This window comes from Aeromonas sp. YN13HZO-058 (assembly GCF_001921245.1).
Classification (GTDB): domain Bacteria; phylum Pseudomonadota; class Gammaproteobacteria; order Enterobacterales; family Aeromonadaceae; genus Aeromonas; species Aeromonas allosaccharophila.
On sequence record NZ_MQSY01000007.1, the window covers coordinates 22053 to 44199 of the forward strand.

Genomic DNA, 22147 nt, shown 5'->3' on the forward strand with positions numbered 1-22147 from the left:
AAAAACGGCGCCATTGAGGCGCCGTTTTACTAGGAGGATTGATGGAAATAGTACTTAAATACATTTCACTTATCACAGCGTGTGGTACTGGGATCGCATTTGTAATTGGCTTATTCAAATGGATTGACCAACGAGCTCGTGATCAAGAGCAACGCGTATACGAGGCATTCCACAAAATGGTATGCCTCGCCTCTGGTGCAGATGAATCAGGTCGTACAGTCAAAATGGTTCAACAAATAGCAGCTATTTACCAACTGCAGAGGTATAAACAATACGCCTTCGCTTCCATTCCTATTCTTAAACTCATGCAGTTCGAATTTTCTCATTGCAAAGACAACGAGCCAAGATCACAACATTTGGAACAGGCTCTTAAAACAACTATTTATGTGTTGGAAAAAGAGTGATCTGTGTAGGTTAGATTAGCCGTTAGGCGTAATCGGATACTCGCAAAAATAGATTTACCACCATAAATACTTGCCATAGTTCCGTCAGCAAATTGACACCGCTGACTCATTAGTCATCCACGGTGCAAAGCAACTCTGAGGTTATTATCGCTAAGATGAATGAAATAATAACGACACTGTAAGTGTCCAATTTTTCGCTTTAACAATCAGAATGCCTATTTATCATTGACTTATGGAATATCCATAATCTCATCACTAGATATTAGGTTAAACTTAAATGCGATATAAACCAGCTTACCAAATAAATCTCTCTCAACGTCAGAGAATAAATTCACCCTCATCAGTGAATACTTATTATAATCTAATCTTTTGAGTGCATTCAATGTCAAATGCAATCCAATAATAGAGTGCATCAACTGAGATTTATTTTTATAAAAACTATACGCCAACTCACCAAGTATTGGATTATCTCCATTGTTTATAGAAACCTCAATCTCTTGATGAAGAACATGTATTGACTCCTTTCCTATATCATTTATATGAAGCTTTAGATTCAAGCTAAGCCTTGCAAAATCTTCCACCAATCTATTTATTTCATTGTTATTTGACGTGGACTTTATTTGGTATGCAACAAATGAAATCGAAATTGCTGTTAATATTGGCCCATATATTCCATTAAGATAAGACGCCATAATAGACCAATCTTCATGCGAAGACCATAATCCTACACCCCACTTTAATATATAAATAAATGCAGGGAACAAAAACAGCAATATAGCCACAAAAATCAATACAACTTTAAATGTGATTGTTTTCATAAAACTCATGGTTCATTTCATACAAGTAATTTATCGGCAATCATCATATCACAAGGCGTTACGTTATTATTCGACAACACGTACTGATTGGTGAAATTGAAAATTCGCATAAATTGATTCTCCCGCCATAACAGCCAGCCGAATCTCCCCTCCGGCTGGCCGCCTCTATTGCACGGCAACCACCGCAACCAAAGCCTCTCGTTCGTCCGATTACGCTGCGCTAATCGAACCTACAGGGGGGGAATGAGCTGTTATCATTTGAGACAGTGCCCAGCGCCGCCACGGCCAATCAGAGGAACGTCATGAACATACCTGCCGCCCGCGCCCCGTCAATCTGCCAGCAGTGTCAGGAGCAGGTGGATCTCGACTTCGATTTCACCGTGGCCTTCCAGCCCATCGTCGATTGCTGCAAACGCACCCTATTCGGCTACGAGGCGCTGGTGCGGGGGCTCAACAACGAATCTGCGCACTCGGTGATTGCCCGGGTCAACGACAGCAATCGCTATCGCTTCGATCAGTTGTGCCGCATCAAGGCCATCGCGCTGGCGGCCCGACTCGGGATGAAGGGGATGCTGAGCATCAATTTTCTGCCCAATGCGGTCTACCGCCCGGAGCGCTGCATCCGCACCACCCTGCAGGCGGCCCGCGAGCACAACTTCCCCATCGAGCAGATCATGTTCGAACTGACCGAGGTGGAGCAGTTGCTGGATAACCAGCATATTCGCGGCATCGTCGATCACTATCAGGCCCTTGGCTTCAAGACGGCGATGGATGACTTTGGCGCCGGTTACTCGGGCCTCAACCTGCTGGCCGATTTTCTGCCAGATACCATCAAGCTCGATATGCACCTGTTGCGCGGCATCGACCAGGACCCGACCCGGCAAGCCATCGTGCGCCACTGTCTGGCGCTGTTTGCGGAGCTGAAGATCACCCCGCTGGCGGAGGGGATCGAGACCCGCGAAGAGATGGCCTGCCTGCGGGAGATGGGTATCAGCCTGATGCAGGGCTACCTGTTCGCCCGCCCCGGCTTTGAAACCCTGCCCGAGGTGGATTTCGCCAGCCTTTGAGCCATCGCAGTCGGCACTGAGCGCCCGCTCCCTCCACCAGAATAAAAAACGGACACCCGAGGGTGTCCGTTTTCGTGCCATCTGGCCTTGCCCCAAGGGGCGGTTTACAGATAGCGGTCATCGACGCCGATATGAGCCAGTGCCGCCAGTTCGAGCGGCGTCAGCTGATCGGCAGAATCAATCTGGGACGCATCACTGTGAGCTGACAGGGGCAGCCCGAGGTGCTCCTTGATCTGGTCGATCAGGGTGCTCACCACAGTGCTCATGCGAGTCAGCCTGGAGGTCAATACGGCCTCCGGGACCGTGTCGGCAAAGGGCGAGACCAGCTCAACCGCTAGATCACAGATGCCCCGCACCCGATCACCAAAAGCCCCTTCCAGCTGTTGCAGCACTTGCCGCGCTTCGCTGGCGCCGAGACGCGCCACCGCCGCCTTCATGTTGTCACCATCAAAGCGCTGCCGCGCCCCGGCATCGAGCCGATCTTCCGGCTTGCCAGCGGTATGGTCAGCCCACGCCTGATCGCCCTGACTGGCAAACTGCATCAGACCGCCCAGCACCAGTCGCTGGTTGGGGCGCGCCGAGGCAAGGCTGTCGAGGGCATGACCAAGGGGAGCCCCCTTGGCATCGCTGCCGCTGGCCAGCGAGAGCGCCAGAGTGCGCAGGGTTTGCAGATCACCACGGGTCTGCAATTTGGCCATGTGGGAGCCGTTGATGGAGCCATCGGCAATGTGCTGATGCAGGGCGTTGAGATCGCTGCTGCTCAGGGTCACTGTCGTCGAGGTTTGATCCCGCAGCAGGTAGCTGGCCTGATAGCTGATGAGATCCAGCGCCAGCTTGTAGCCGGTGGCCGGAGTCTGGCGCGCCATGGCGACCTGCTCGCGGGCAGCCCCTTTGCTCTCACCCCGTTGGACCGGCGCCGCATCGGCAGTGGTGGTCGCGCTTTGCGCCGGTTCGCCAGCAATTTCAGCCTTTACGGCGCGCTGCAGGTCAGCCACTTCACCCATCGCGGTGTGCAGCTGGCTCATCGCCTCCTGCAACAGTTCGGGGGTGGCGCTGGCGAGCAGCTCGGTCACCTTGCCCCCCACCGTACCCCACTGCTGGAGCGGGATACCGGCGATGGGGCTGGCCAATAGCCCGGCAGCCAACTCCCGCAGTTGCGGCTGCTGGGAGCCGACGACAACGGCCTGCAACGCGGTGCAGAGAGAGCGCAGGGGGCCGTTGCCGGTCGCCAGAGTGGTGTGATCCTTGCCCAGTTGTTCGGCGGTGATGTTGTTCAACACGTCCGCCTTGGCAAAGCCACCCAGCGAGCTACCAAATGCAGCCTGCTTCATCAGACGCTGAAGATCCTCGGGGGAAACGGCGGTTTGCGCCTTCGGCGCAGCGGCACGCTTGTCCGTCCCCAGCAGGTTGCCGATCCACTCTTTCAGGGCCACGAACGGGCGGGCCAGCTGGGCCCCCAGTCGCGAGAGCAGCCCCTGTCCTTTTTGCGGTTCGCTGCGGCTGCCCAGCAGGATCGCATCTTGTCCGGTGGCGACCTGACGCGCCTCCAGCTGGCCCATCCGGCCAACCCCTGTGCTGGCATCACTGTGGTGAGCGACGGCCTGCAAGCCGCCGGTGTGTGTTTGAATCTGCATGATGATTGTCTTCTTGTGATGTTTCGCCGCCAGTCTAGGAGAGGCCATCAACAGGGACTATCGGGATTGGTCGCGATTTTTGTACTGAGCGCGGCGCGCTATCTCGCTGACCGGAAAGCTAAAAAAAGAGAGCCACCATTAACAGTGCCGCGGGCAGCGACATGCTCTAATGGCGCCATCACCAATCTGGAGCCATCAATGAACTCTCTTTATCACGCCGCCATCCACCAGCTGTTTCTCTCCCTCTCGCTGCCTGAGCCGCAGCAGGAGGAGAGCGTCACCAGCCTGCAGATCGGCGAGCTGACCTGCCATTTGACCGAACACCCTGCCAACTATCTGCTGATGTTTACCCGCCTCGACGCGGCCACCAGCGCCCAGGCTGCCGCCCAGAACCTGTTTAGTCAGGACCCGTGCAAGCCGGTGCTGGGGTTCGATGCCGAGAGCCTGACGCCGGTGTTGTGGAGTCGCCAGCCGTTGCAGCAGCTGGATCGCGCCCAGATCCACCACCAGCTGGAGCAGCTGGTGCACGCCGCAAGCGAGATCAACAAAGGCTGATTTCCCGCTAGATGCGGGTGCTGGTCGCGCGGCGGACCAGCTGCGGAGTTTCGCCGCTGATGCGGGCCACGTCGAGCTTGAGCTGGTCAACCCGCGCCGGGTCCTGCTCGCACAGATAGAGGAAGTAGTGGGGCTCGCCATCCCGGTTCTTTTGCACCGCCTCGAAGGTGACGTTCTGCTGGCGCGCCCAGCGCCGCCACTTCTCGACGTTATTCACCTGCTTGTAGACGCCGATCTTGAGCTTGGCCGGTCGCTCGCGGCGGGCGACCACCGGCTGCGGGATGGCAGTTTCCCGCGCTGGAAAGGCCAGATCCATTGAGTAAACCACCTCGGGCTGGTCAATATCGGCAACGCCAATCTCCACCAGCGGCTGCGCACCGCTGGCCACGAGCGGCGTTGCTGCAATATGGGAACGGGCAATAAAGACGAACGAGGCAACCAGCGCCAGACAGACACAGAACAGGGCGCCGACCAGCGTGTTGCGAGCGCGTGGCACGGATGGCAGCGCAACCGGTACCACCACGATCGGCGCTGCAGGCATCACGGTAGCGGCCAATCGGGATGGCGGGATGGACGGCTCGGCAGACACTGCGGGCTGCACGGTTGGCGCCGAGGTCTCTGCCGCAGACGGCGCATGCCCGCCCTCATCAGGCTGCGGTTGCGGGATCTGGCGCTCGGGGAGGGACAGCAGGGATTTGTTGGTCGGTTTCACGCTCTCGGTTCCAAATTTGGCAGCTGGCGCAGGGGGCCAGCTCGGGGCGGCGGTATTATCGGCGAGCCCCCTTGTACCGGAGCTTAAGGAGCGGTCGATTTTCGCGCGGCACAGCATGAAAAAGGGCTGACATCGCTGTCAGCCCTTTGGCTATCCGGCCCGCGCATGACTAGCGTGCGGGCTTGGTCATCTCCTGCAACAGCTGATCGATGTAGCCCACCACCTGCCCGGAGTTCTGTTCAATCTCGCGGTAGAGGGCCTCTGCCGCCTCATGCTTGTGCTGGTTTTTCAACTCGATGACCTGCTGGATCACCTGATGCAGTCTGGCGTGGGGAGTGGCAATCGCCTTGAAGGCCGGATGCGAACTGCAACAGGATGCCCCCTCGCTGAAGTACCAGCGGCCAAGGCGGCACTCCTTGTCACTGACCGCTTCACTGCGCGACAGCCCCTCCTGCCCATCCAGATAGGCGCGCACCCGGGTCTTCCAGCCCATGTGGGCGGCGCGGGCGCGGGTCAGCACCATCCTTACGTTGGAACCATCCTGGAACTGCCCGGCCAGATCCCCCAGCTTGTCCACCAGGGTCGCCACATGGGTGGCAATCTGGGCGGTATCCCGCGCCACCAGCGTGGTGGCCTGGGAGATCTCGTGGACGCTGACGATATTGCGGGTGATCTCGTCGCTCACCGAGGATTGCTCCTCGGAGGCAGCGGCGATCTGGGTGTTCATGTCGCGAATGCTGTTGACCGCCCCCTTGATCCGGCTGAGGGCGTCCCCCGCCTGATTGGCCCGCTCCACCGACTCCCCCGCCCGCGAGACGCTGTGCTCGATCATGGTCACAGTAGTGCCCACCGCCCGTTGCAACTGCTCGATGGTGCCGCGGATCTCGGCGGTGGAGTGCTGGGTGCGGCCCGCCAGCGAGCGCACCTCGTCGGCCACCACCGCAAAACCGCGCCCCTGCTCACCGGCCCGGGCCGCCTCAATGGCGGCGTTGAGGGCCAGCAGGTTGGTCTGCTCGGCGATGGACTGGATCACCGCCAGCACCGAACCAATCTGCTCGCTGGCCCTGGCGACCTCTTTCACCGTGTCGCCCGCGCTGGCGATCTCCGCGGCCAGCTGCTCAATCATGCTGACGCTCTGCTGCACCACCTCATCGCCGGTGACCGCCTGATTGTCTGCCTCGCTGGCCGCTTCGGCCGCTTGCACCGTGTTGTGTGCCACCTCATGCACCGTGCTGGTCATCTCGGTCATGGCGGTGGCGAGCTGGGTGGTCTGCTCCTGCTGGCGCGTCATGCTGCCAAGGTTGCCCGCCGCACTGCGCGATAGCCGCTCGCTCTCGCCAGCCAGATCGCCCAGGGTGGCGGTAAGCTGGCTGATAGTGTCGCGGATCTTGCCGACGAAGGCATTGAACGCCGTGCCGAGGCGGCGGATCTCCTCCGGCCCGGCCACCGGCAGCTTGCTGCCGAGATCGCCGGAACCATTGGCCAGCGCCTCCAGCGCCTTGACGCTGTCGAGCAGCGGGCGGTTAAGGCGGCCCAGCAGCCACACCAGCGCCACCGCAATCAGGGCGGTGCCGAGCAGCGCGATCATCACCATCTGCCAGCTCTGGCGCGCCAGCGCGGCGACGACCTCACTGTGATCCCGCGCCAGCTCGATCACCCCGACCGCCTTGCCGGAGAAGTCGCGCAGCGGCGCCGCCATCACCAGAAAATCGCTCCCCTGCTGCTTGATGGTGGCGAAGCGGCTTTCGCCCGCCAGCACCCCCTGATACCAGTCCGCCGACTCGCCGAGCATGGCGGTGCCGGTCAGCAGCACGGGTTTGCCCTGTTCAAACAGATAGATGGCCAGCCGACTGTTCTTGCCCAGCAGATCGGCAAACAGCGAGGCATCGAGGGCGCGGCCAAACTCCACCGAGCCGACCGGCTGACCGTTGAAGGTGACCGGCACCACGCCACGGATCCCGGTGCCGCCCTGACCGGTCTCCAGCCCGCCGACCGGTTGATGGTTGCGGTTCACCTCGACCACCGCCAGCCGGGTGGTGGAGAGGTCGTCGCCATGGCTTGCGGGCTTGTGTACCCGATAAAGGGAGGTAGCCGGGGGAACGTGGAAGTGAAACTGCTGGATCCCCTGCGCCTTGAGGGCAGGCCAGAGCGGGTCGAACAGGCTGGCGAGGGCCTGCCAATCCTGATCGGCCACCGCCCTGGCCGCATCCGGCCGCTGGGCAATCAGGGTCGCCGCCAGCATGGTTTCATGGCTGGCATTGCGGATCACCGATTCGATATTTTGCAGCTCTGTTTGCAGTGCGCCCTGTTCGGCCGTCACCGCCCGCTGGCGGTTTTCAAACAGGTTGAAGGTAAGCAGAACCACGGCGAGCAATACGATGCCGCTGATTGCCAGCAGCGTGATCTGGTGACCCAGCTTGCGAGGGGGGAACATAAGACACCATCCTTGATAGTCATATCCAACTTACAGGATGGAACGGATAAGGTGGGAGTCCATCAGAACTCGTTTGTTTGTTGATAATGATCAAACGATTGGCAGACAAAATGCGAGGTGGATCAAACGGATGGAATATTCGCCAACGAGGTTGAAATCGGGTCTACGGGTCACTGATTCAAGGTAAACCGCCCATAAACAAAAACCCCCTCGTGACAGAGGGGGTTTTTCGTTTTGGCAGCGGGTGCGGGATTAACGCAGCGGTTTGACCGAGCGACGGATAATCAGCTCGGGCTGAACCGTCATCGATTCCACTTCCAGCTCCTTGTTGCGGATCCGGCTGACCAGATGCTTCACCGCCAGCTGGCCCAGTTCGGCCTTCGGGTGACGGATGGTGGTCAGCGGCGGGCTGGAGAAGCGCGCCATCTCCACATCGTCGTAGCCGATGACGGAGATATCGTCCGGCACCTTGACTCCGGCTTCCCAAGCAGCGCAAATCGCGCCGATCGCCATGGGATCGTCGAAGGCAAAGACCGCGGTCGGACGAGGCTGCAGGGCCAAGATGCGCTGCATGGCATCGAAGCCACTCTGGCTCTCGTAATCCCCTTCAAAGATCTGGTCATCTTTGAGGGTCAGACCTTGCTCGCCCAGCGCATCACGTACCCCGTCCAGTCGCTGCTGGGTGGTCGGCTTGGAGAGCTGGCCCGTGATGCAGACGATGTCGCGGTGCCCCAGCTCCAGCAGATGGCGTACGGCCATGCGGGCGCCGATGCGGGCGTTGTCGTTGATGACGTTGGCGAAATCGCACTCCGTGCCCCAATCCAGTACCACCTGCGGTACGTTCTTGTGGATGCGCAGCATGTCGCGCAACGGGGTGTCGATATCGGTACCCAATACCAGCAGGCCATCCACCCGTTTTTCCATCAGCATTCTTAAGTAATGCTGTTGGCGAGGCGGCTGGTTTTCGGTGTTGCAGAGGATCAGGCTGTAGCCCTGTTCGAAGCAGTACGCTTCAACCCCTTGCACCACTTCTGCGAAGAAGGGGTTTACGCTGGTGGTGACCAGCATGCCAATGGTCTTGGTCGAATTTATTTTAAGACTGCGCGCTACCGAGTTGGGCGCGTAGTTGAGTTCTGCCACCGCCTCAATCACTTTCTGGGTCGCGTCTTCGCTGACCCGCCGAGTGTGGTTGAGCACATGTGAGACGGTGGAGATGGATACGCCTGCGCGCGAGGCGACATCCTTGATAGTGGCCATCTCTGTCTCCTGACTGTCAAAGGCGGAACATTAGCAGATTTCCCGAATAAAGGCTTGGTTTTAACGAGCTCTGCCACGGAATTGTCAATGCTGGCTAATCTAGGCGCTCATTTCTGTTTGCGCAAACAGGTTGTGGTCAAAATGGGAGCGCTGTCAGAGTAAAATATCGCCAGATTAATCCTCTGGCGTTTGTCAGAATCGCCTGTCGTTACCAAGATGTTAAGTCAACAAATCGATATTAAGCTCTATTCTGCAGAAAATAACAGGTCATTTGTTTCAAAATAAGCCCATTAAACCCCCTCTGGTTAGTATCTTTAACAGCTTGTTATTGCCCCGTGAGGAATGATAGAACCATACCTATAGCCGGATGCACGGGATGTAGATCCGGAATGACACACGGAAATGAAACAATCCACTGATTAAGGGACGAATCAATGCATAAGTTGAGCAAAATAACAGTAAGCGCAGCGGTTTCTTTGGCTCTGTTTGGATCGATCTCCATCGCCCACGCGGCAGACACCATCAAGATCGGTATCGCGGGCCCGGTCACTGGCCCGGTCGCCCAGTACGGGGACATGCAGTTCACCGGCGGCAAGATGGCGGTCGAGCAGATCAACAAGGCAGGCGGCATCAACGGCAAGCAGATCGAAGCGGTCGTCTATGACGATGCCTGCGATCCCAAACAAGCCGTAGCAGTCGCCAACAAGGTGGTGAATGACGGCGTCAAGTTCGTGGTCGGCCACCTCTGCTCCGACAATACCCTGCCCGCCTCCGATATCTATGAAGACGAGGGGATCCTGATGATTACCCCCGCCTCCACCAACCCCAAGATCACCGAGCGCGGTTACCAGCTGACCCTGCGCACCATCGGTCTGGATAGCGATCAGGGCCCGACTGCCGCCAAATACATCATCGAGCAGGTCAAACCCCAGCGCGTGGCCGTTATCCACGACAAGAAACAGTACGGTGAAGGGATCGCCTCCAGCGTGAAAGCAGCGCTCGACAAGGCTGGCGTGAAAGTGGTGGCCTTTGAGGGGATCACCGCCGGTGACAAGGACTTCTCCGCGCTGATCGCCAAGCTGCAGAAAGAGAACGTCGATTTCGTCTACTACGGCGGCTACCACCCGGAGCTGGGTCTGATCCTGCGTCAGGCTGGCGAGAAGGGGCTGAAAGCCAAGTTCATGGGCCCGGAAGGGGTGGGTAACAAGGATATCTCCGCCATCGGCGGCCCAGCTTCCGAAGGCCTGCTGGTGACCCTGCCGAACAAATATGATCTGGTGCCGGCCAACGCCCCGCTGGTTGCGGCGTTCAAGGCCAAGGGTCAGGACTCCTCCGGCCCGTTCGTCTGGACCACCTATGCCGCGGTGCAAACCCTGGCAGCCGGTATCGCCAAAGCGGGTGAAGATGACCCGGCCGCAGTGGCCGCCGCCATCAAGGCCACCCCGGTCGAAACCGTGATGGGCCCCCTGAGCTGGGCACCGAACGGTGACCTGAAAGGCTTCGAGTTCGGTGTATTCCAGTGGCACGCAGACGGTACCTCCAGCCAACTCAAATAATCTGCCGATTGGGGGGTGAGTACGCTCACCCCCTCCTCTCTTTGCGGGCAAGTACAGGGAACGCAGTATGTCCGAACACCTCCTCTATCTGGTTCAGCAACTGCTGAACGGATTAACCATAGGCAGCACCTATGCGTTGATCGCCATCGGCTACACCATGGTCTATGGCATCATCGGCATGATCAACTTCGCCCACGGCGAGGTTTACATGATCGGCTCCTATGTCGCTTTTATGGTGATGGCAGGGCTCATGATGATGGGCATCGACAGCACCGTTTTGCTGCTGGGCGGCGCCTTTCTGGTCAGCATCGTCATCACCGGCACCTATGGCTGGACCATAGAGCGGGTCGCCTACCGACCGCTGCGCGGCGGTAACCGGCTGATCCCCCTCATCTCCGCCATCGGCATGTCGATCTTCTTGCAGAACATGATGCGGATGGCCCAGGGCTCGCGCGATATCGCCATGCCCACCCTTATCTCCGGTGGCTGGACCCTGGGGGGTGAGGATGGTTTTCAGGCCAGCCTCTCCTACATGCAGCTGATCATCTTCGTGGTGACCTTTGTCACCATGCTGGCGCTGACCCAGTTCATCAACCGCTCCCGCATGGGCCGCGCCTGCCGCGCCTGTTCGGAAGATATCAAGATGGCCAACCTGCTGGGGATCGACACCCACGTGGTCATCTCCATCACCTTCGTGCTGGGGGCTGCGCTGGCCGCCGTCGCCGGGGTGCTGCTCGGCATGTATTACGGCGTCATCAACCCCTACCTCGGCTTTATGGCCGGTCTGAAGGCCTTCACCGCCGCCGTGCTGGGCGGTATCGGCAGCATTCCGGGCGCCGTACTGGGCGGCCTGCTGCTCGGCGTGGTTGAAGCGCTCACCGCCGGTTATCTCAGCACCGAGTACAAGGATGTGATGGCGTTTGCCCTGCTCATCTTTGTGCTGCTGTTCATGCCCACTGGCATTCTGGGTCGTCCGGAAGTGGAGAAAGTGTGATGAGAAATCAATTTATCCACGCCTGTATCGCCAGCCTGGTGCTGCTGGTGCTCTCCTTCTGGCTGCTCGGCTTCAAGCTGGAGACCGAAGGCTCCCGTCTGCTGGTGGTGAGCCGCCTCGATGTGTCGCTGGCCTGGCTGATGGGGGGCGCCACCCTCGTATTCTGGTTCCAGATGCTGCGCGGCCAGATTGCCAAGCTGTTTCAGGCCTCTATCAGCGGCTTCTCGGTCGGCTTCACTAAGCTGGTGCTGCCGAGCCCGGAAGAGGCGCCCAAGCTCTATAACCTCACCGCCGTGCTGGTGCTGCTGTTTGCGGTGCTCTGGCCCTTTATGGCCTCGCGCGGTGCCATCGATCTGGCGACCCTCACCCTGATTTACATCATGCTGGGGCTGGGGCTGAACGTGGTGGTCGGCCTCGCCGGTCTGCTCGATCTCGGCTATGTCGGTTTCTATGCGGTCGGTGCCTACAGCTATGCCTTGCTCAACACCTATTTCGGCCTGAGCTTCTGGGAGTGCCTGCCCATCGCAGGGCTGATGGCAGCTACCTTTGGCTTCCTGCTCGGGTTCCCGGTATTGCGGCTGCGGGGGGACTATCTGGCCATCGTCACTCTGGGTTTTGGCGAGATCATCCGCATCCTGCTTAACAACATGACCACCCTGACCGGCGGCCCGAACGGGATCTCCGGCATCCCCAAACCGACGCTCGCTGGTCTGGAATTCAACCGCACCGTCAAGGATGGCGGCTTTGATACCTTCCACAACTTCTTCGGCATTACCTACAACGCCAACCACAAGGTGATCTTCCTCTACCTGATGGCACTGGTGCTGGTGGTGGCGACCCTGTTCGTCATCAACCGCCTGCTACGGATGCCGCTGGGTCGCGCCTGGGAAGCGCTGCGGGAAGACGAGATCGCCTGCAAATCGCTGGGGCTCAACCCCACCATCATCAAGCTGACCGCCTTCACCATCGGCGCTACCTTTGCCGGTTTCGCAGGCAGCTTCTTTGCCTCGCGGCAGGGCTTTATCAGCCCGGAATCCTTCGTCTTTATCGAGTCGGCCATAGTGCTTGCCATCGTCGTGCTGGGTGGCATGGGCTCCCAGATCGGGGTGGTGCTGGCCGCCATCGTGATGACGGTGCTGCCGGAGCTGGCCCGCGAGTTCAACGAGTACCGCATGCTGATGTTCGGCCTCTTGATGGTGTTCATGATGATCTGGCGGCCACAAGGATTGCTGCCGATGACCCGTCCGCATCTGGAGTTGAAGAAATGAGTACTCATCAGAAGTTATTAGAAGTCTCTGATCTGTCGATGCGATTCGGGGGCCTGCTGGCAGTCAACGGGGTAAAACTGGATATCGACAAGGGCGAGGTGATCTCCATCATCGGCCCCAACGGTGCAGGCAAGACCACCATCTTCAACTGCCTGACCGGCTTCTACTGCCCGAGCGGCGGCACCATCCGCTACAAGGGTGAGGAGATCCAGGGGCTGCCCGGCCACCTCATCGCCCGCAAGGGGATTGTGCGGACCTTCCAGCACGTGCGGCTGTTCAAGGAGATGACGGCGGTGGAGAACCTGCTGGTTGCCCAGCACCAGCACCTCAACACCAGCTTTATCGCCGGTCTGTTCAAGACCCCGGCCTTCCGCCGTGCCGAGCAGGAGGGGCTGGAGCAGGCCGCCTTCTGGCTGGATAAGGTGGGGCTCAAGGATCTCGCCAACCGCGCCGCCGGTAATCTGGCCTACGGTCAGCAGCGCCGCCTCGAGATCGCCCGCTGCATGGCGACCCGTCCCGAGCTGCTGATGCTGGATGAACCGGCCGCCGGTCTCAACCCGAAGGAGACCGACGAGCTGGATGAGCTGATCATGAGCCTGCGGGACGAGTTCGGGGTCTCGGTGCTGCTGATCGAACACGACATGAAGCTGGTGATGGGCATCTCCAACCGCATCTTCGTGGTCAGCCAGGGCACGCCGCTGGCCCACGGCAAGCCGGATGAGATCCGCAACAACCCGGCAGTGATCAAGGCCTATCTGGGCGAGTCGTAAGGAAAACAAGATGTTAGAACTTCGCAACGTATCGACCCACTACGGCAAAATTCAGGCGCTGCACGATGTCAGCGTCGAGGTGAAAGAGGGGGAAATCGTCACCCTGATCGGCGCCAACGGCGCGGGCAAGACCACCTTGCTGATGACCCTCTGCGGTGAGCCCAAGCCCAGCAGCGGCTCCATCTGGTTTGAGGGGGAACAGATCAGCTCCCTCACCACCGCCCGCATCATGCGCAAGGATATCGCCGTGGTGCCGGAGGGGCGCCGCATCTTCGCACGCCTGACGGTGGAGGAGAACCTGCTGATGGGCGCCTTCTTCGTTGACAAGGCCGAGCAGCACGGCCTGCTGGATCAGGTGTTCACCCTGTTCCCGCGCCTGCACGAACGGCTGGAACAGCGGGCGGGCACCATGTCCGGCGGCGAGCAGCAGATGCTGGCCATCGGCCGCGCCCTGATGAGCAAACCGCGCCTGCTGCTGCTGGATGAACCCTCGCTGGGGCTGGCCCCCATCGTCATCCAGCAGATCTTCGACACCATAGAGCAGCTGCGCCAGAAAGGGATGACCATCTTTCTGGTGGAGCAGAACGCCAACCAGGCGCTCAAACTGGCCGACCGCGGCTATGTGCTGGAGAACGGCCACGTGGTGCTGCAAGACACCGGTGCCGCCCTGCTTGCCAACCCGGCGGTGCGACAAGCCTATCTCGGCGGCTGATCGGCGTGTCTATCCTCACCCGTCACCACAAGGGAGCCACCGGCTCCCTTATCTTTTGTGGGGTTAGTTTGCGCCCAAGCTTGCGGTACACTGGCCCGTAATCAACCTATTCGCAGGACATCCAGATGGACCAGTTTGCCCATATCAATGCCCATGATGCCCACCAGAAACTGAGCGCGGGTGAAGCCCGTCTGGTGGATATTCGCGACCCGCAATCCTTTGAAGCGGCCCACGCGGTCGGCGCCTTCCACCTCACCAACGGCACGCTGGTGCGCTTTATGAACGAAGTGGATTTCGATACCCCGGTCATCGTGATGTGCTATCACGGCAACAGCAGTCAGGGCGCCGCCCAATACCTGCTGCAACAGGGTTATGACGAGGTCTACAGCATGGATGGTGGCTTCGAGGCGTGGCGCCGGGAGTTTCCCATCGAGGCAGGCGAGGCATGATCCAGCTGCTGGTGCTCGATAACGCCCGCATGGCGCAGGCGCTGGTGGACTATCTGGCGACGCTGGGCATCTCCTGCGAGCTGACCCAGTCCGAGCTGGGAGTCACCATCTGGCTGGCGGACGAGCCGCGCCTCGCTCAGGCCCAGCTGGAGGTGAAGCGCTTTCTGGCCGAGCCGGGCCACCCGCGCTACATGGAGGCCTCCTGGCAATCCGGCCGCGCCGATGCCCGCATCGACTACAGCAAGGGGATGACGGACCCCATCACCGACTTTCTCCATCAGGCGGGACCGCTGACGCTGGTGGTGATCATCGCCTGCCTCGCCATCTACGGCATCGATGCCATCGGCCTGCCGATCTACGATGAACTGGCGTTCCACCCGACGCTGGCCCAGTTCACCGACTGGCAGGCGTGGCGCTATTTCACCCCCGCCCTGATCCACTTCTCAGTGCTCCATCTGGTGTTCAACCTGCTCTGGTGGTGGTATCTGGGGGGCCAGATCGAGCAGCGCCTCGGCAGCGGCAAGCTGCTGATCCTGTTGCTGGTGGGTGCCGCCCTGCCCAATATCGCCGAGTTTTTCGCCAGCGGCCCGCTGTTTGGCGGACTCTCTGGCGTGGTCTATGCCCTGCTCGGCTACTGCTGGCTGCGCAGCAAGCTGCAACCGGCCTGCGGCCTCACCCTGCCGCCAGCGCTGATGGGCTTCATGCTGTTCTGGATGGTGCTCGGCTTCTTCGACATGCTCGGCACCAGCACCGCCAACATCGCCCACCTGACCGGCCTGCTGGTCGGCCTGCTGCAAGGCTGGCTGGATCGCAACCACCAGCCAGCCTGACTTTTCAGCTATCGCAGAAACAACAACGCCGCCCCGAAGGGCGGCGTTTTTTTACACGACAGGCAGTTACTGCTTGATCAGGGTGTCGTCAGTTACCTTGACCGCCGCACCGCCACTCATAAAGAAGCTGGCGAACTGGGTCTGGATCTCGGTGGTGACCGCGCCAACCTGATCGAAGTTCTCGTCAGGGGCCAGTAGCGAGCTATGGCCCCCTTTCAGGAAGCGTGCAGCATGGTGACCCGCCGGGAGCACACCGGAACCCTTCAGCTCTTGCAAACCCAGCACCCGGAACAGTGGCTCGGTACCACCCAGCGGCGCGGAGGCGATGTTGTTGGGGATCACCTGATCCGGCAAGCTGAGCGCACCATCGCCAACAATTTCGGTGGCGAACAGCGGGAAGCTCTTGGCGACGCCACTGCCCAGATTGATCGGGTCGGCAGAGTCCAGCACTGACTGGGCGGCAAAGGTATAGCTCTGCAAGGTGCTCGCAGCCCCCGCCTGAGTGGCCGCATCCAGACTGGGCAGGAACTCGTTGACGAAGCAAGTGGCGGCAGCCGTTCTGCAATTCGGTGCATAGGCGGTAAAGCCCGCTTTCAGCTCCGGACTGCCCGAGGTGAGCACGCTCATCTTGATGGTCGGCCCGAAGCTCGGCGAGTTGAGCAGCAACGGCGCTATGCCGCCACCCGGCATCGCCAGACCGCCGGTATCGAACTTGAACAGGGCATCAGCCAGGGCACTGCCAGTGGTCTGGTTGGCGACCGCCAGCAGATTGGCTCCGGCAATTGCCCCCAGCGAGTGGCCGAGGAAATGTACCTTCAGACCGGCGCCGCCCAGCTGGCCACCTATCCCCTTGGCATTGGCCAGACCGACGGCCAGTCGCAGTCCCAGCAGATCGGCCACACTCTGTTTCAGGTTGTCCCGCGCCACCGTCAGATAGCCCAGATTCAGGTAGGGAGTCGGGTTCTCGGAGGTGGTGACGGTATCCGTGCTGCCACTCAGGGCATAACCACGCTCACCGTGCAGCGGATGATCGATAACAACCACAGCGACGCTCTTGCTGGCAGTCGCGCCAGCGCCGATTTGGCCCAGTGCCAGCGCATAGGCGTTCTCCTTGATGGAGGTGACCCCGTGCTGATAGATGATCACATCGGTGACATTGGCCAGTGGCCCGGCGGCAAAGATCCGCAACGGCACGGATTGCACTTCGGTCAGGGTCGGCAGCGGGTTGAAACGGCCGATATTGCGCTCGGCATCCAGCGGTTTGCCACCGGAGGTAAGGGTCACCCCGATCAGCTTGCTCGCCTCGGTCAGCAGTTCACTCTGACGGCTCGGGTCGGCAATCAGCTCACCCAGCAGTGCCGGGTCCCCCCCCGCCCCGACCAGTCCGCCGATCACCTCGGTATCGCCCGCTTTCAGCGCGTTGGCGATGGCATAGAGGCTGGGAATGGCACCATGCCAGGATTGGGTCTTGGCCTTGTCCCAGGAGCCAGCCAGCGCGGGTGTAGAGAGGAAGTAAGGGAGCTTGACGGTGCCGGTATACACCTTGGTCACCGCTGCAACTCCGTTTAGGGTGGCATTAGCCGCCACAGCGGCAGCAATCGCATCACGATCTTTCTGCGGCAGGAATGGCTCAGCAGCCAGCTGGGTCAGAAAATCCACGCCGCCATTAAGACCGCTGATGGTATAGGTTGCCGGCAGGCTGGTGTTGCCCCTGGCATCCTGTTTCCACAGCGACGCGGCGTCAAGGCTCGGGCTCTTCAACACGGAAGCGGCGGCACTCTTCACCGCCAGCAGCACATCGGCACCGGACTGGGTGGCAAACCAGTCGGAGAAGATCACCCGATCGCTGGTGATCCCGGTGGCCGCCTTGAACAGACCTTCCTGCAGCGAGATCAGGCCGTTGATGGTCTGCTCCTGCGTGGTTGCGCCAGCAGCCGATTTGAAGTTGCTGTAATCACCCCCCGCTTTGAGCGGTGTGCCGCGACTGTCCTTGAGGGAATCGGTCGCCACAATCATGTAGTAAGAAGAGGGATTAAGCGGCTTGAGTGGAACCAGATTGAGTTTGCCGCCGCCATCGCTCACCACAAAATCGGTGCCATAGGTCAGAGGCTTGTTGTTCTTCACCCCGACAGGTCGCTGAGTCACCGGATCCAGCACCAGCTCCAGCAGATAGAGGGGCGCAACGGCAGAGGCATACTCGCTGGCCGCAGGTGCTGGCACAGATACACCGGTCACGGTCGCCGGTACCAGCTGGACAGGTTGCGTTGTAGACCAGCCATCCAGGGTGGAGAGGGCAGACACCGGGTTCGACAGATCCGCACTCTCGGTCGAAAACTTCAGGGTGCCGTCACTGGCACGGGGGGCCAGCACGCTCGGGCGGATACCGCTGGCGCCACTCAGGGCGTAGTCGAGGGAGCTGGTGGTATCTCCCTTGTTGTCATCCCCACCACATCCGGCCAGCAGGGCGCTGAGCACAGCGGCATAAATTAGCTTCTTCTTCATTTTTTGTTCTCTTTATAGGTTGTTGTCCATCACAAGCCAACGAAGCATTCACCGCTTCGACCGCACAAAGTTAACATAAAACCAACAACCAACGAGACTCATGTTGGTCATCTTCTGCTCAGGTTTGTGGCGAGAATCAAGGTTTTACGTCAACAAGGGGGCGCAAGGGTAACAACAGCGGAGGATTAACCAGACCCGACCAGCCAGCAGCCATTGTCACGACTAAAAAGCCGCCGCGATCTCGGCAAAGTGAGGGAATTGTCGGTAGAATGTCCGCCAACGCTTAAGGAGGACATCATGATCGACCCGAAGAAACTGGAAGAGATCGCCAAGCAGGTGCACAACTCCCTGCCGCCCGGCATTCGCAGCATGGGTGAAGAGGCCGAGAAGAAGATGCGTCAGGTACTGCAAGCCCAGCTGGGCAAGCTGGATCTGGTCAGCCGCGAAGAGTTCGACGTGCAGACCAAGGTGCTGCTGCGTACCCGGGAAAAACTGGCCGCCCTCGAAAGCAAGCTGGCTCAGCTCGAGCAACAGCTCGGCGCCAAAGGCGAATAACAGAAACCCCAGCTCGGCTGGGGTTTTTGCTCTGGGCTGACTCTGTCAAAGCGATCACATCTGAAGCAGATACCAGGCTCGCTTGCCGCGCGCCTTGGCCTCGTACATGGCCCTGTCGGCCACCTCCAGCGCCTGCCGGAAGGTCAGTGCCTCCCCCTCCCATAACGCGATGCCGATGCTCAGTCCCACCCGTTGCGAGCAGCCGGGTTTGGGCACATAGCCGTGCATCCGGCTGATCAGCGCATCGGCCAGTTGCGCCAGCCTATGGTGCGAGACATCCCGGTGCAGATGCACCACAAACTCGTCGCCGCCGTAACGGCCGCATAGCGCCGAGCCCGGCATGATGAGGCGCAACCAGTCCGCCATCTGCTGCAGCACCTGATCACCGCAGGCATGGCCCAGCTGGTCATTGATCCCCTTGAAATCATCCAGGTCGATAAAGAGCAGCGCCCCCGCCCCTTGCGGTTTCTGCTGGGCGAACGCCTTGCCAAATCCCTGCCGGTTGAGCAGCCCGGTGAGGGCGTCGCTGTTGGCGCGATCGGCCAGCCGCTGTTCATAGGCCTTGCGCTGGGTGATATCGATATGGGCGCCCATGATCCGCAGCGGCTTGCCATCACTATCCCGATCGACGACACGGCCCCGATCCCACAGCCAGGTGATCTCGCCAGCCGGGCTAACGGTGCGGTATTCGGCCTCGTAGAAGGGGGTTTTGCCCTCAAGGTGGGCGAAATAGCTGCCTATGGCGTGCGCGCGATCATCGGGATGGAGTTTGGCGCTCCACTGCTCGAAATGGGGGGCCATGTCACCGACCTGAAAGTTCTGCAGATTGAAGACCCGCAGCTCACCGGTGGGGATGGTGCCCTGCCAGAGGCAGATGCCTGTGCCATCGAGGGCGGCGTTGAGCTTCTCCTGTAGCAGGCCGTTTTCATGCTTCAGCGCGGCGATTTCAGCCTGCAAACGGGCCACGTCACCACCATGAGAGCACGGGAACAGGGTCGCGCCCCGCTCCGCAGCGCCGCCCACCGCCTTGTCATCCGTTGCCGATATCCTGCCCTGTTCGCCCAACCCGACCTCTCCTTGCGCTATCACTACGGATATCCTTACCCTGCTTGCTGACAATCTTCACAAAGATGCCACTAGCCACGGCTGATTAGTAGCCATTCATGTCCAGAATGACGAAAAATCACGAGATAATGCGACTGTGAATGCGCCATTTGACGCCATTTTTATGGCCGCAGGCGAAAAAACAAAAGCCCCCGGCACAACCGGGGGCTCCATCATCCAAACGGGGATCCCGTCAGATAAATTCGTAGGCGTCACCGAAGATGCGCTCCGGCTCGGCGCCGAGGATCTTGAACTCCTCCCGCGCGGCACCGGCCATCTCGAAGCGACCGGCGACATAGATGTCGTAATCGTGGAGGCTGACGAAGTCATCCATGATCGCCTTGTGTACCAGCCCGCTCTTGCCGGTCCAGTCAGCGTCCGGCTCCTGCACCACAGGGATAAAGGTGAGCGGCGCGTAGTCACGCTCCCACTGCTGCATCTGCTCCAGCTCGTAGAGCCAGTGAGCCTGACGCACGCCCCAGTAGAAGAACACCGGGCGCTTGCTGCCAGTGTCGATCAGATACTCCAGAATGGAGCGGGCGTAAGAGAAGCCGGTGCCGCCCGCCATCAGGATCAGCGGACGGGGGGATTCATCGCGCAGGAACGCCTTGCCAGCCGGCAATTCGACCTCGATCTCGCCCTGCTCGCGCATGCGGGCCAACACCTGACCGGCGTAGGCATTTTCGGGAGTGGCACCAATTTGCAGCTCCAGCACGCCCGGGCGGGTCGGCGAGTTGGCGATGGAGAAGGGGCGCTTGTCCGAATCGCTCATCACCACCAGCAGATACTGGCCCGGCTTGAAGCTGATCGCTTGCTGCGGCGCCAGGGCCACATGCCAGATGGTGTCGACATATTCGCGCAGTTCCTCTACGCGGCATTTGATACGTTGCATTCTTGTCCTTGTGGCGGGCTCGCTCGGCCCGCTTCGCTCATTGTTTCACTATGGAGTGACGACCAGCAGCCCTGGCCCCGTCAGTCGAGAATACTCAAATAACTGCGGATCGCATCACTTTTTGCAGCAAATGCAACAAAGCAGCCATGTTTGCCTCAGTCGAGGATCTTCAGCTCATCCCAGATGGCATCGACCTTCTGTTTCACCGCCTCGTCCTGCACGATGGGCTGACCCCACTCCCGATTGGTCTCGCCCGGCCACTTGTTGGTGGCATCCAGCCCCATCTTGGAGCCGAGACCGGAGACCGGCGAGGCGAAGTCCAGATAGTCGATCGGCGTGTGCTCGATCAGGGTGGTGTCCCGTGCCGGGTCCATCCGGGTGGTGATGGCCCAGATCACATCCTTCCAGTCGCGGGCGTTGATGTCGTCATCGCACACCACCACAAACTTGGTGTACATGAACTGGCGCAGGAAGGACCAGACCCCCAGCATCACCCGCTTGGCATGGCCCGGGTAACGTTTCTTGATGGTGACCACCGCCATCCGGTAGGAGCACCCCTCCGGCGGCAGATAGAAGTCCACAATCTCGGGGAACTGCTTCTGCAGCAGCGGCACGAACACCTCGTTCAGCGCCAGCCCCAATACCGCCGGTTCATCGGGCGGACGGCCGGTGTAGGTGCTGTGATAGATGGCATCGCGCCGCTTGGTGATGTGGGTGATGGTGAAGACCGGGAACTCGTCCACCTCGTTGTAGTAACCGGTGTGATCGCCGTAGGGCCCTTCCGGCGCAAGCTCACCCGGCTCCAGATAGCCTTCCAGCACGATCTCGGCGCTGGCGGGCACCTCCAGATCGCAACTGATGGCCTTGATCACCTCGGTACGGCTGCCGCGCAGCAGACCGGCAAAGGCGTATTCGGAGAGGGTATCCGGCACCGGCGTCACCGCGCCGAGAATGGTCGCCGGATCGGCGCCGAGCGCCACCACCACCGGGAAACGCTCACCCGGATGGGCCTCCTGCCACTCGCGAAAATCGATGGCACCGCCGCGGTGATCGAGCCAGCGCATGATCAGCTTGTTTTTGGCGATCTTCTGCTGACGGTAGATACCGAGGTTCTGCCGCTTCTTGTAAGGGCCGCGGGTGATGGTGAGACCCCAGGTGACCAGCGGCGCCACATCGCCGGGCCAGCAGTGCTGGATCGGGATCTGGTCGAGATCGACCGCATCCCCCTCCTGCACCACCTGCTGGCAGGGGGCGGAAGAGAGGCGCTTGGTCGGCATGTTGAGCACCTGTTTGAAGATCGGCAGCTTCTCCATCAGCTCCTTGAATCCCTTGGGCGGCTCGGGCTCCTTCAGATAGGAGAGCCAGACCCCGACCTGACGCAGGGCACCCACATCGGGCTGACCCATGCCCATGGCAACCCGATCCGGCGTACCGAACAGGTTGGTCAGCACAGGCATGGTGTAGCCTTTGGGATTTTCGAACAGCAGAGCCGGACCGCCCGCACGCAGGGTGCGATCGCTGATCTCGGTCATCTCCAGATAGGGATCTATCTCGCGGGTGATGCGCTTGAGTTGTCCGTTTTGTTCCAGCTGCGCGATGAAATCACGCAAATCCTTGTATTTCATGCAAGTTCC

Annotated in this window: 20 protein-coding genes; 11 read left to right on the plus strand and 9 right to left on the minus strand. The window is 60.0% G+C overall.

Translation table 11 applies throughout. The annotated features are described in order from the left end of the window. Positions 1 to 41 precede the first annotated feature (41 nt). Positions 42 to 404 (plus strand): hypothetical protein, encoded by a 363-nt coding sequence (locus tag BSP75_RS00655; protein WP_075111875.1) that lies wholly within the window; start codon positions 42 to 44, stop codon positions 402 to 404. Between the two features lie 230 nt (positions 405 to 634). Here BSP75_RS00655 and BSP75_RS00660 read toward each other — a convergent pair whose 3' ends face one another. Beyond that, a complete protein-coding gene (locus BSP75_RS00660; RefSeq protein WP_075111876.1) occupies positions 635 to 1222 on the minus strand; it encodes a hypothetical protein in 588 nt (195 codons plus the stop codon). Between the two features lie 302 nt (positions 1223 to 1524). On the opposite strand from BSP75_RS00660, the gene BSP75_RS00665 reads away from it, so the two are divergent. Further along, positions 1525 to 2289, plus strand: a complete 765-nt coding sequence (locus BSP75_RS00665; protein WP_075111877.1) for an EAL domain-containing protein — start codon at positions 1525 to 1527, stop codon at positions 2287 to 2289. Between the two features lie 104 nt (positions 2290 to 2393). On the opposite strand, the gene BSP75_RS00670 is transcribed toward BSP75_RS00665, so the two are convergent. Beyond that, on the minus strand, positions 2394 to 3923 hold the full coding sequence (locus tag BSP75_RS00670; RefSeq protein WP_075111878.1) for an ADP-ribosyltransferase: 1530 nt from the start codon (positions 3921 to 3923) through the stop codon (positions 2394 to 2396). Positions 3924 to 4121: 198 nt separating this feature from the next. Here BSP75_RS00670 and BSP75_RS00675 point away from each other — a divergent pair, with 198 nt between their 5' ends. After that, positions 4122 to 4478: a CesT family type III secretion system chaperone gene (locus tag BSP75_RS00675; protein WP_058053198.1), complete on the plus strand. Its 357-nt coding sequence runs from the start codon at positions 4122 to 4124 to the stop codon at positions 4476 to 4478. Between the two features lie 7 nt (positions 4479 to 4485). Here the strand turns inward: BSP75_RS00675 and BSP75_RS00680 are convergent, their stop codons facing one another. From BSP75_RS00680 to BSP75_RS00690, 3 genes are all read right to left on the minus strand, one after another. Then, on the minus strand, positions 4486 to 5190 hold the full coding sequence (locus BSP75_RS00680) for a hypothetical protein (RefSeq protein WP_075111879.1): 705 nt from the start codon (positions 5188 to 5190) through the stop codon (positions 4486 to 4488). A gap of 169 nt (positions 5191 to 5359) precedes the next feature. Next, positions 5360 to 7624, minus strand: coding sequence for a methyl-accepting chemotaxis protein (locus BSP75_RS00685; protein WP_075111880.1), 2265 nt, complete (start codon positions 7622 to 7624; stop codon positions 5360 to 5362). A gap of 252 nt (positions 7625 to 7876) precedes the next feature. Next, positions 7877 to 8881 (minus strand): substrate-binding domain-containing protein, encoded by a 1005-nt coding sequence (locus tag BSP75_RS00690; RefSeq protein WP_042060838.1) that lies wholly within the window; start codon positions 8879 to 8881, stop codon positions 7877 to 7879. A 434-nt stretch (positions 8882 to 9315) separates the two neighbouring features. Here BSP75_RS00690 and BSP75_RS00695 point away from each other — a divergent pair, with 434 nt between their 5' ends. From BSP75_RS00695 to glpG, 7 genes are all read left to right on the plus strand, one after another. After that, positions 9316 to 10437 (plus strand): branched-chain amino acid ABC transporter substrate-binding protein, encoded by a 1122-nt coding sequence (locus BSP75_RS00695; RefSeq protein WP_075111881.1) that lies wholly within the window; start codon positions 9316 to 9318, stop codon positions 10435 to 10437. Positions 10438 to 10504: 67 nt separating this feature from the next. Further along, a complete protein-coding gene (gene livH / locus BSP75_RS00700; RefSeq protein ID WP_075111882.1) occupies positions 10505 to 11431 on the plus strand; it encodes a high-affinity branched-chain amino acid ABC transporter permease LivH in 927 nt (308 codons plus the stop codon). Further along, entirely contained in the window at positions 11431 to 12699 is a 1269-nt protein-coding gene (locus BSP75_RS00705; RefSeq protein ID WP_075111883.1) for a high-affinity branched-chain amino acid ABC transporter permease LivM, read from the plus strand. The genes livH and BSP75_RS00705 overlap by 1 nt, the downstream gene beginning before the upstream one ends. Beyond that, positions 12696 to 13469, plus strand: a complete 774-nt coding sequence (gene livG, locus BSP75_RS00710; RefSeq protein ID WP_042656771.1) for a high-affinity branched-chain amino acid ABC transporter ATP-binding protein LivG — start codon at positions 12696 to 12698, stop codon at positions 13467 to 13469. Before BSP75_RS00705 ends, livG begins: the two co-directional genes overlap by 4 nt. Positions 13470 to 13479: 10 nt before the next feature. Continuing rightward, the gene (locus tag BSP75_RS00715) at positions 13480 to 14181 is read left to right on the plus strand and encodes an ATP-binding cassette domain-containing protein (RefSeq protein WP_005339433.1); all 702 of its coding nucleotides are present in this window, start codon (positions 13480 to 13482) and stop codon (positions 14179 to 14181) included. 125 nt (positions 14182 to 14306) lie between these two features. Next, the gene (glpE, locus tag BSP75_RS00720) at positions 14307 to 14630 is read left to right on the plus strand and encodes a thiosulfate sulfurtransferase GlpE (RefSeq protein WP_042060826.1); all 324 of its coding nucleotides are present in this window, start codon (positions 14307 to 14309) and stop codon (positions 14628 to 14630) included. Then, positions 14627 to 15460, plus strand: a complete 834-nt coding sequence (glpG, locus tag BSP75_RS00725) for a rhomboid family intramembrane serine protease GlpG (RefSeq protein ID WP_075111884.1) — start codon at positions 14627 to 14629, stop codon at positions 15458 to 15460. Before glpE ends, glpG begins: the two co-directional genes overlap by 4 nt. A 66-nt stretch (positions 15461 to 15526) precedes the next feature. On the opposite strand, the gene BSP75_RS00730 is transcribed toward glpG, so the two are convergent. Then, the gene (locus tag BSP75_RS00730) at positions 15527 to 17962 is read right to left on the minus strand and encodes a VolA/Pla-1 family phospholipase (protein ID WP_075111885.1); all 2436 of its coding nucleotides are present in this window, start codon (positions 17960 to 17962) and stop codon (positions 15527 to 15529) included. Positions 17963 to 18259: 297 nt separating this feature from the next. Here BSP75_RS00730 and BSP75_RS00735 point away from each other — a divergent pair, with 297 nt between their 5' ends. Further along, positions 18260 to 18517 carry an accessory factor UbiK family protein gene (locus tag BSP75_RS00735; protein ID WP_005339429.1) on the plus strand — a complete coding sequence of 86 codons (258 nt, stop codon included), beginning with the start codon at positions 18260 to 18262 and terminating at the stop codon, positions 18515 to 18517. Positions 18518 to 18571: 54 nt separating this feature from the next. Here the strand turns inward: BSP75_RS00735 and BSP75_RS00740 are convergent, their stop codons facing one another. The 3 genes from BSP75_RS00740 to ubiD all read right to left on the minus strand — a co-directional run bounded on the left by BSP75_RS00740 (position 18572) and on the right by ubiD (position 22138). Beyond that, positions 18572 to 19606 carry a sensor domain-containing diguanylate cyclase gene (locus BSP75_RS00740; protein ID WP_232100215.1) on the minus strand — a complete coding sequence of 345 codons (1035 nt, stop codon included), beginning with the start codon at positions 19604 to 19606 and terminating at the stop codon, positions 18572 to 18574. Positions 19607 to 19814: 208 nt separating this feature from the next. After that, complete coding sequence (gene fre / locus BSP75_RS00745; protein ID WP_058053186.1) at positions 19815 to 20513, minus strand: NAD(P)H-flavin reductase; 699 nt, start codon at positions 20511 to 20513, stop codon at positions 19815 to 19817. A gap of 155 nt (positions 20514 to 20668) precedes the next feature. Then, the gene (gene ubiD, locus BSP75_RS00750) at positions 20669 to 22138 is read right to left on the minus strand and encodes a 4-hydroxy-3-polyprenylbenzoate decarboxylase (RefSeq protein WP_075111886.1); all 1470 of its coding nucleotides are present in this window, start codon (positions 22136 to 22138) and stop codon (positions 20669 to 20671) included. Positions 22139 to 22147: the final 9 nt, after the last annotated feature.

Coding starts and splice junctions, on each gene's coding strand:
- fre (WP_058053186.1), bottom strand. CDS start 20,513: ATGCAACGTATCAAATGCCGCGTAGAGGAACTGCGCGAATATGTCGAC.
- BSP75_RS00685 (WP_075111880.1), bottom strand. CDS start 7,624: ATGTTCCCCCCTCGCAAGCTGGGTCACCAGATCACGCTGCTGGCAATC.
- glpE (WP_042060826.1), top strand. CDS start 14,307: ATGGACCAGTTTGCCCATATCAATGCCCATGATGCCCACCAGAAACTG.
- BSP75_RS00735 (WP_005339429.1), top strand. CDS start 18,260: ATGATCGACCCGAAGAAACTGGAAGAGATCGCCAAGCAGGTGCACAAC.
- BSP75_RS00675 (WP_058053198.1), top strand. CDS start 4,122: ATGAACTCTCTTTATCACGCCGCCATCCACCAGCTGTTTCTCTCCCTC.
- BSP75_RS00730 (WP_075111885.1), bottom strand. CDS start 17,962: ATGAAGAAGAAGCTAATTTATGCCGCTGTGCTCAGCGCCCTGCTGGCC.
- BSP75_RS00705 (WP_075111883.1), top strand. CDS start 11,431: ATGAGAAATCAATTTATCCACGCCTGTATCGCCAGCCTGGTGCTGCTG.
- ubiD (WP_075111886.1), bottom strand. CDS start 22,138: ATGAAATACAAGGATTTGCGTGATTTCATCGCGCAGCTGGAACAAAAC.
- BSP75_RS00660 (WP_075111876.1), bottom strand. CDS start 1,222: ATGAAAACAATCACATTTAAAGTTGTATTGATTTTTGTGGCTATATTG.
- BSP75_RS00665 (WP_075111877.1), top strand. CDS start 1,525: ATGAACATACCTGCCGCCCGCGCCCCGTCAATCTGCCAGCAGTGTCAG.
- BSP75_RS00715 (WP_005339433.1), top strand. CDS start 13,480: ATGTTAGAACTTCGCAACGTATCGACCCACTACGGCAAAATTCAGGCG.
- glpG (WP_075111884.1), top strand. CDS start 14,627: ATGATCCAGCTGCTGGTGCTCGATAACGCCCGCATGGCGCAGGCGCTG.
- BSP75_RS00670 (WP_075111878.1), bottom strand. CDS start 3,923: ATGCAGATTCAAACACACACCGGCGGCTTGCAGGCCGTCGCTCACCAC.
- BSP75_RS00655 (WP_075111875.1), top strand. CDS start 42: ATGGAAATAGTACTTAAATACATTTCACTTATCACAGCGTGTGGTACT.
- livG (WP_042656771.1), top strand. CDS start 12,696: ATGAGTACTCATCAGAAGTTATTAGAAGTCTCTGATCTGTCGATGCGA.
- BSP75_RS00690 (WP_042060838.1), bottom strand. CDS start 8,881: ATGGCCACTATCAAGGATGTCGCCTCGCGCGCAGGCGTATCCATCTCC.
- livH (WP_075111882.1), top strand. CDS start 10,505: ATGTCCGAACACCTCCTCTATCTGGTTCAGCAACTGCTGAACGGATTA.
- BSP75_RS00695 (WP_075111881.1), top strand. CDS start 9,316: ATGCATAAGTTGAGCAAAATAACAGTAAGCGCAGCGGTTTCTTTGGCT.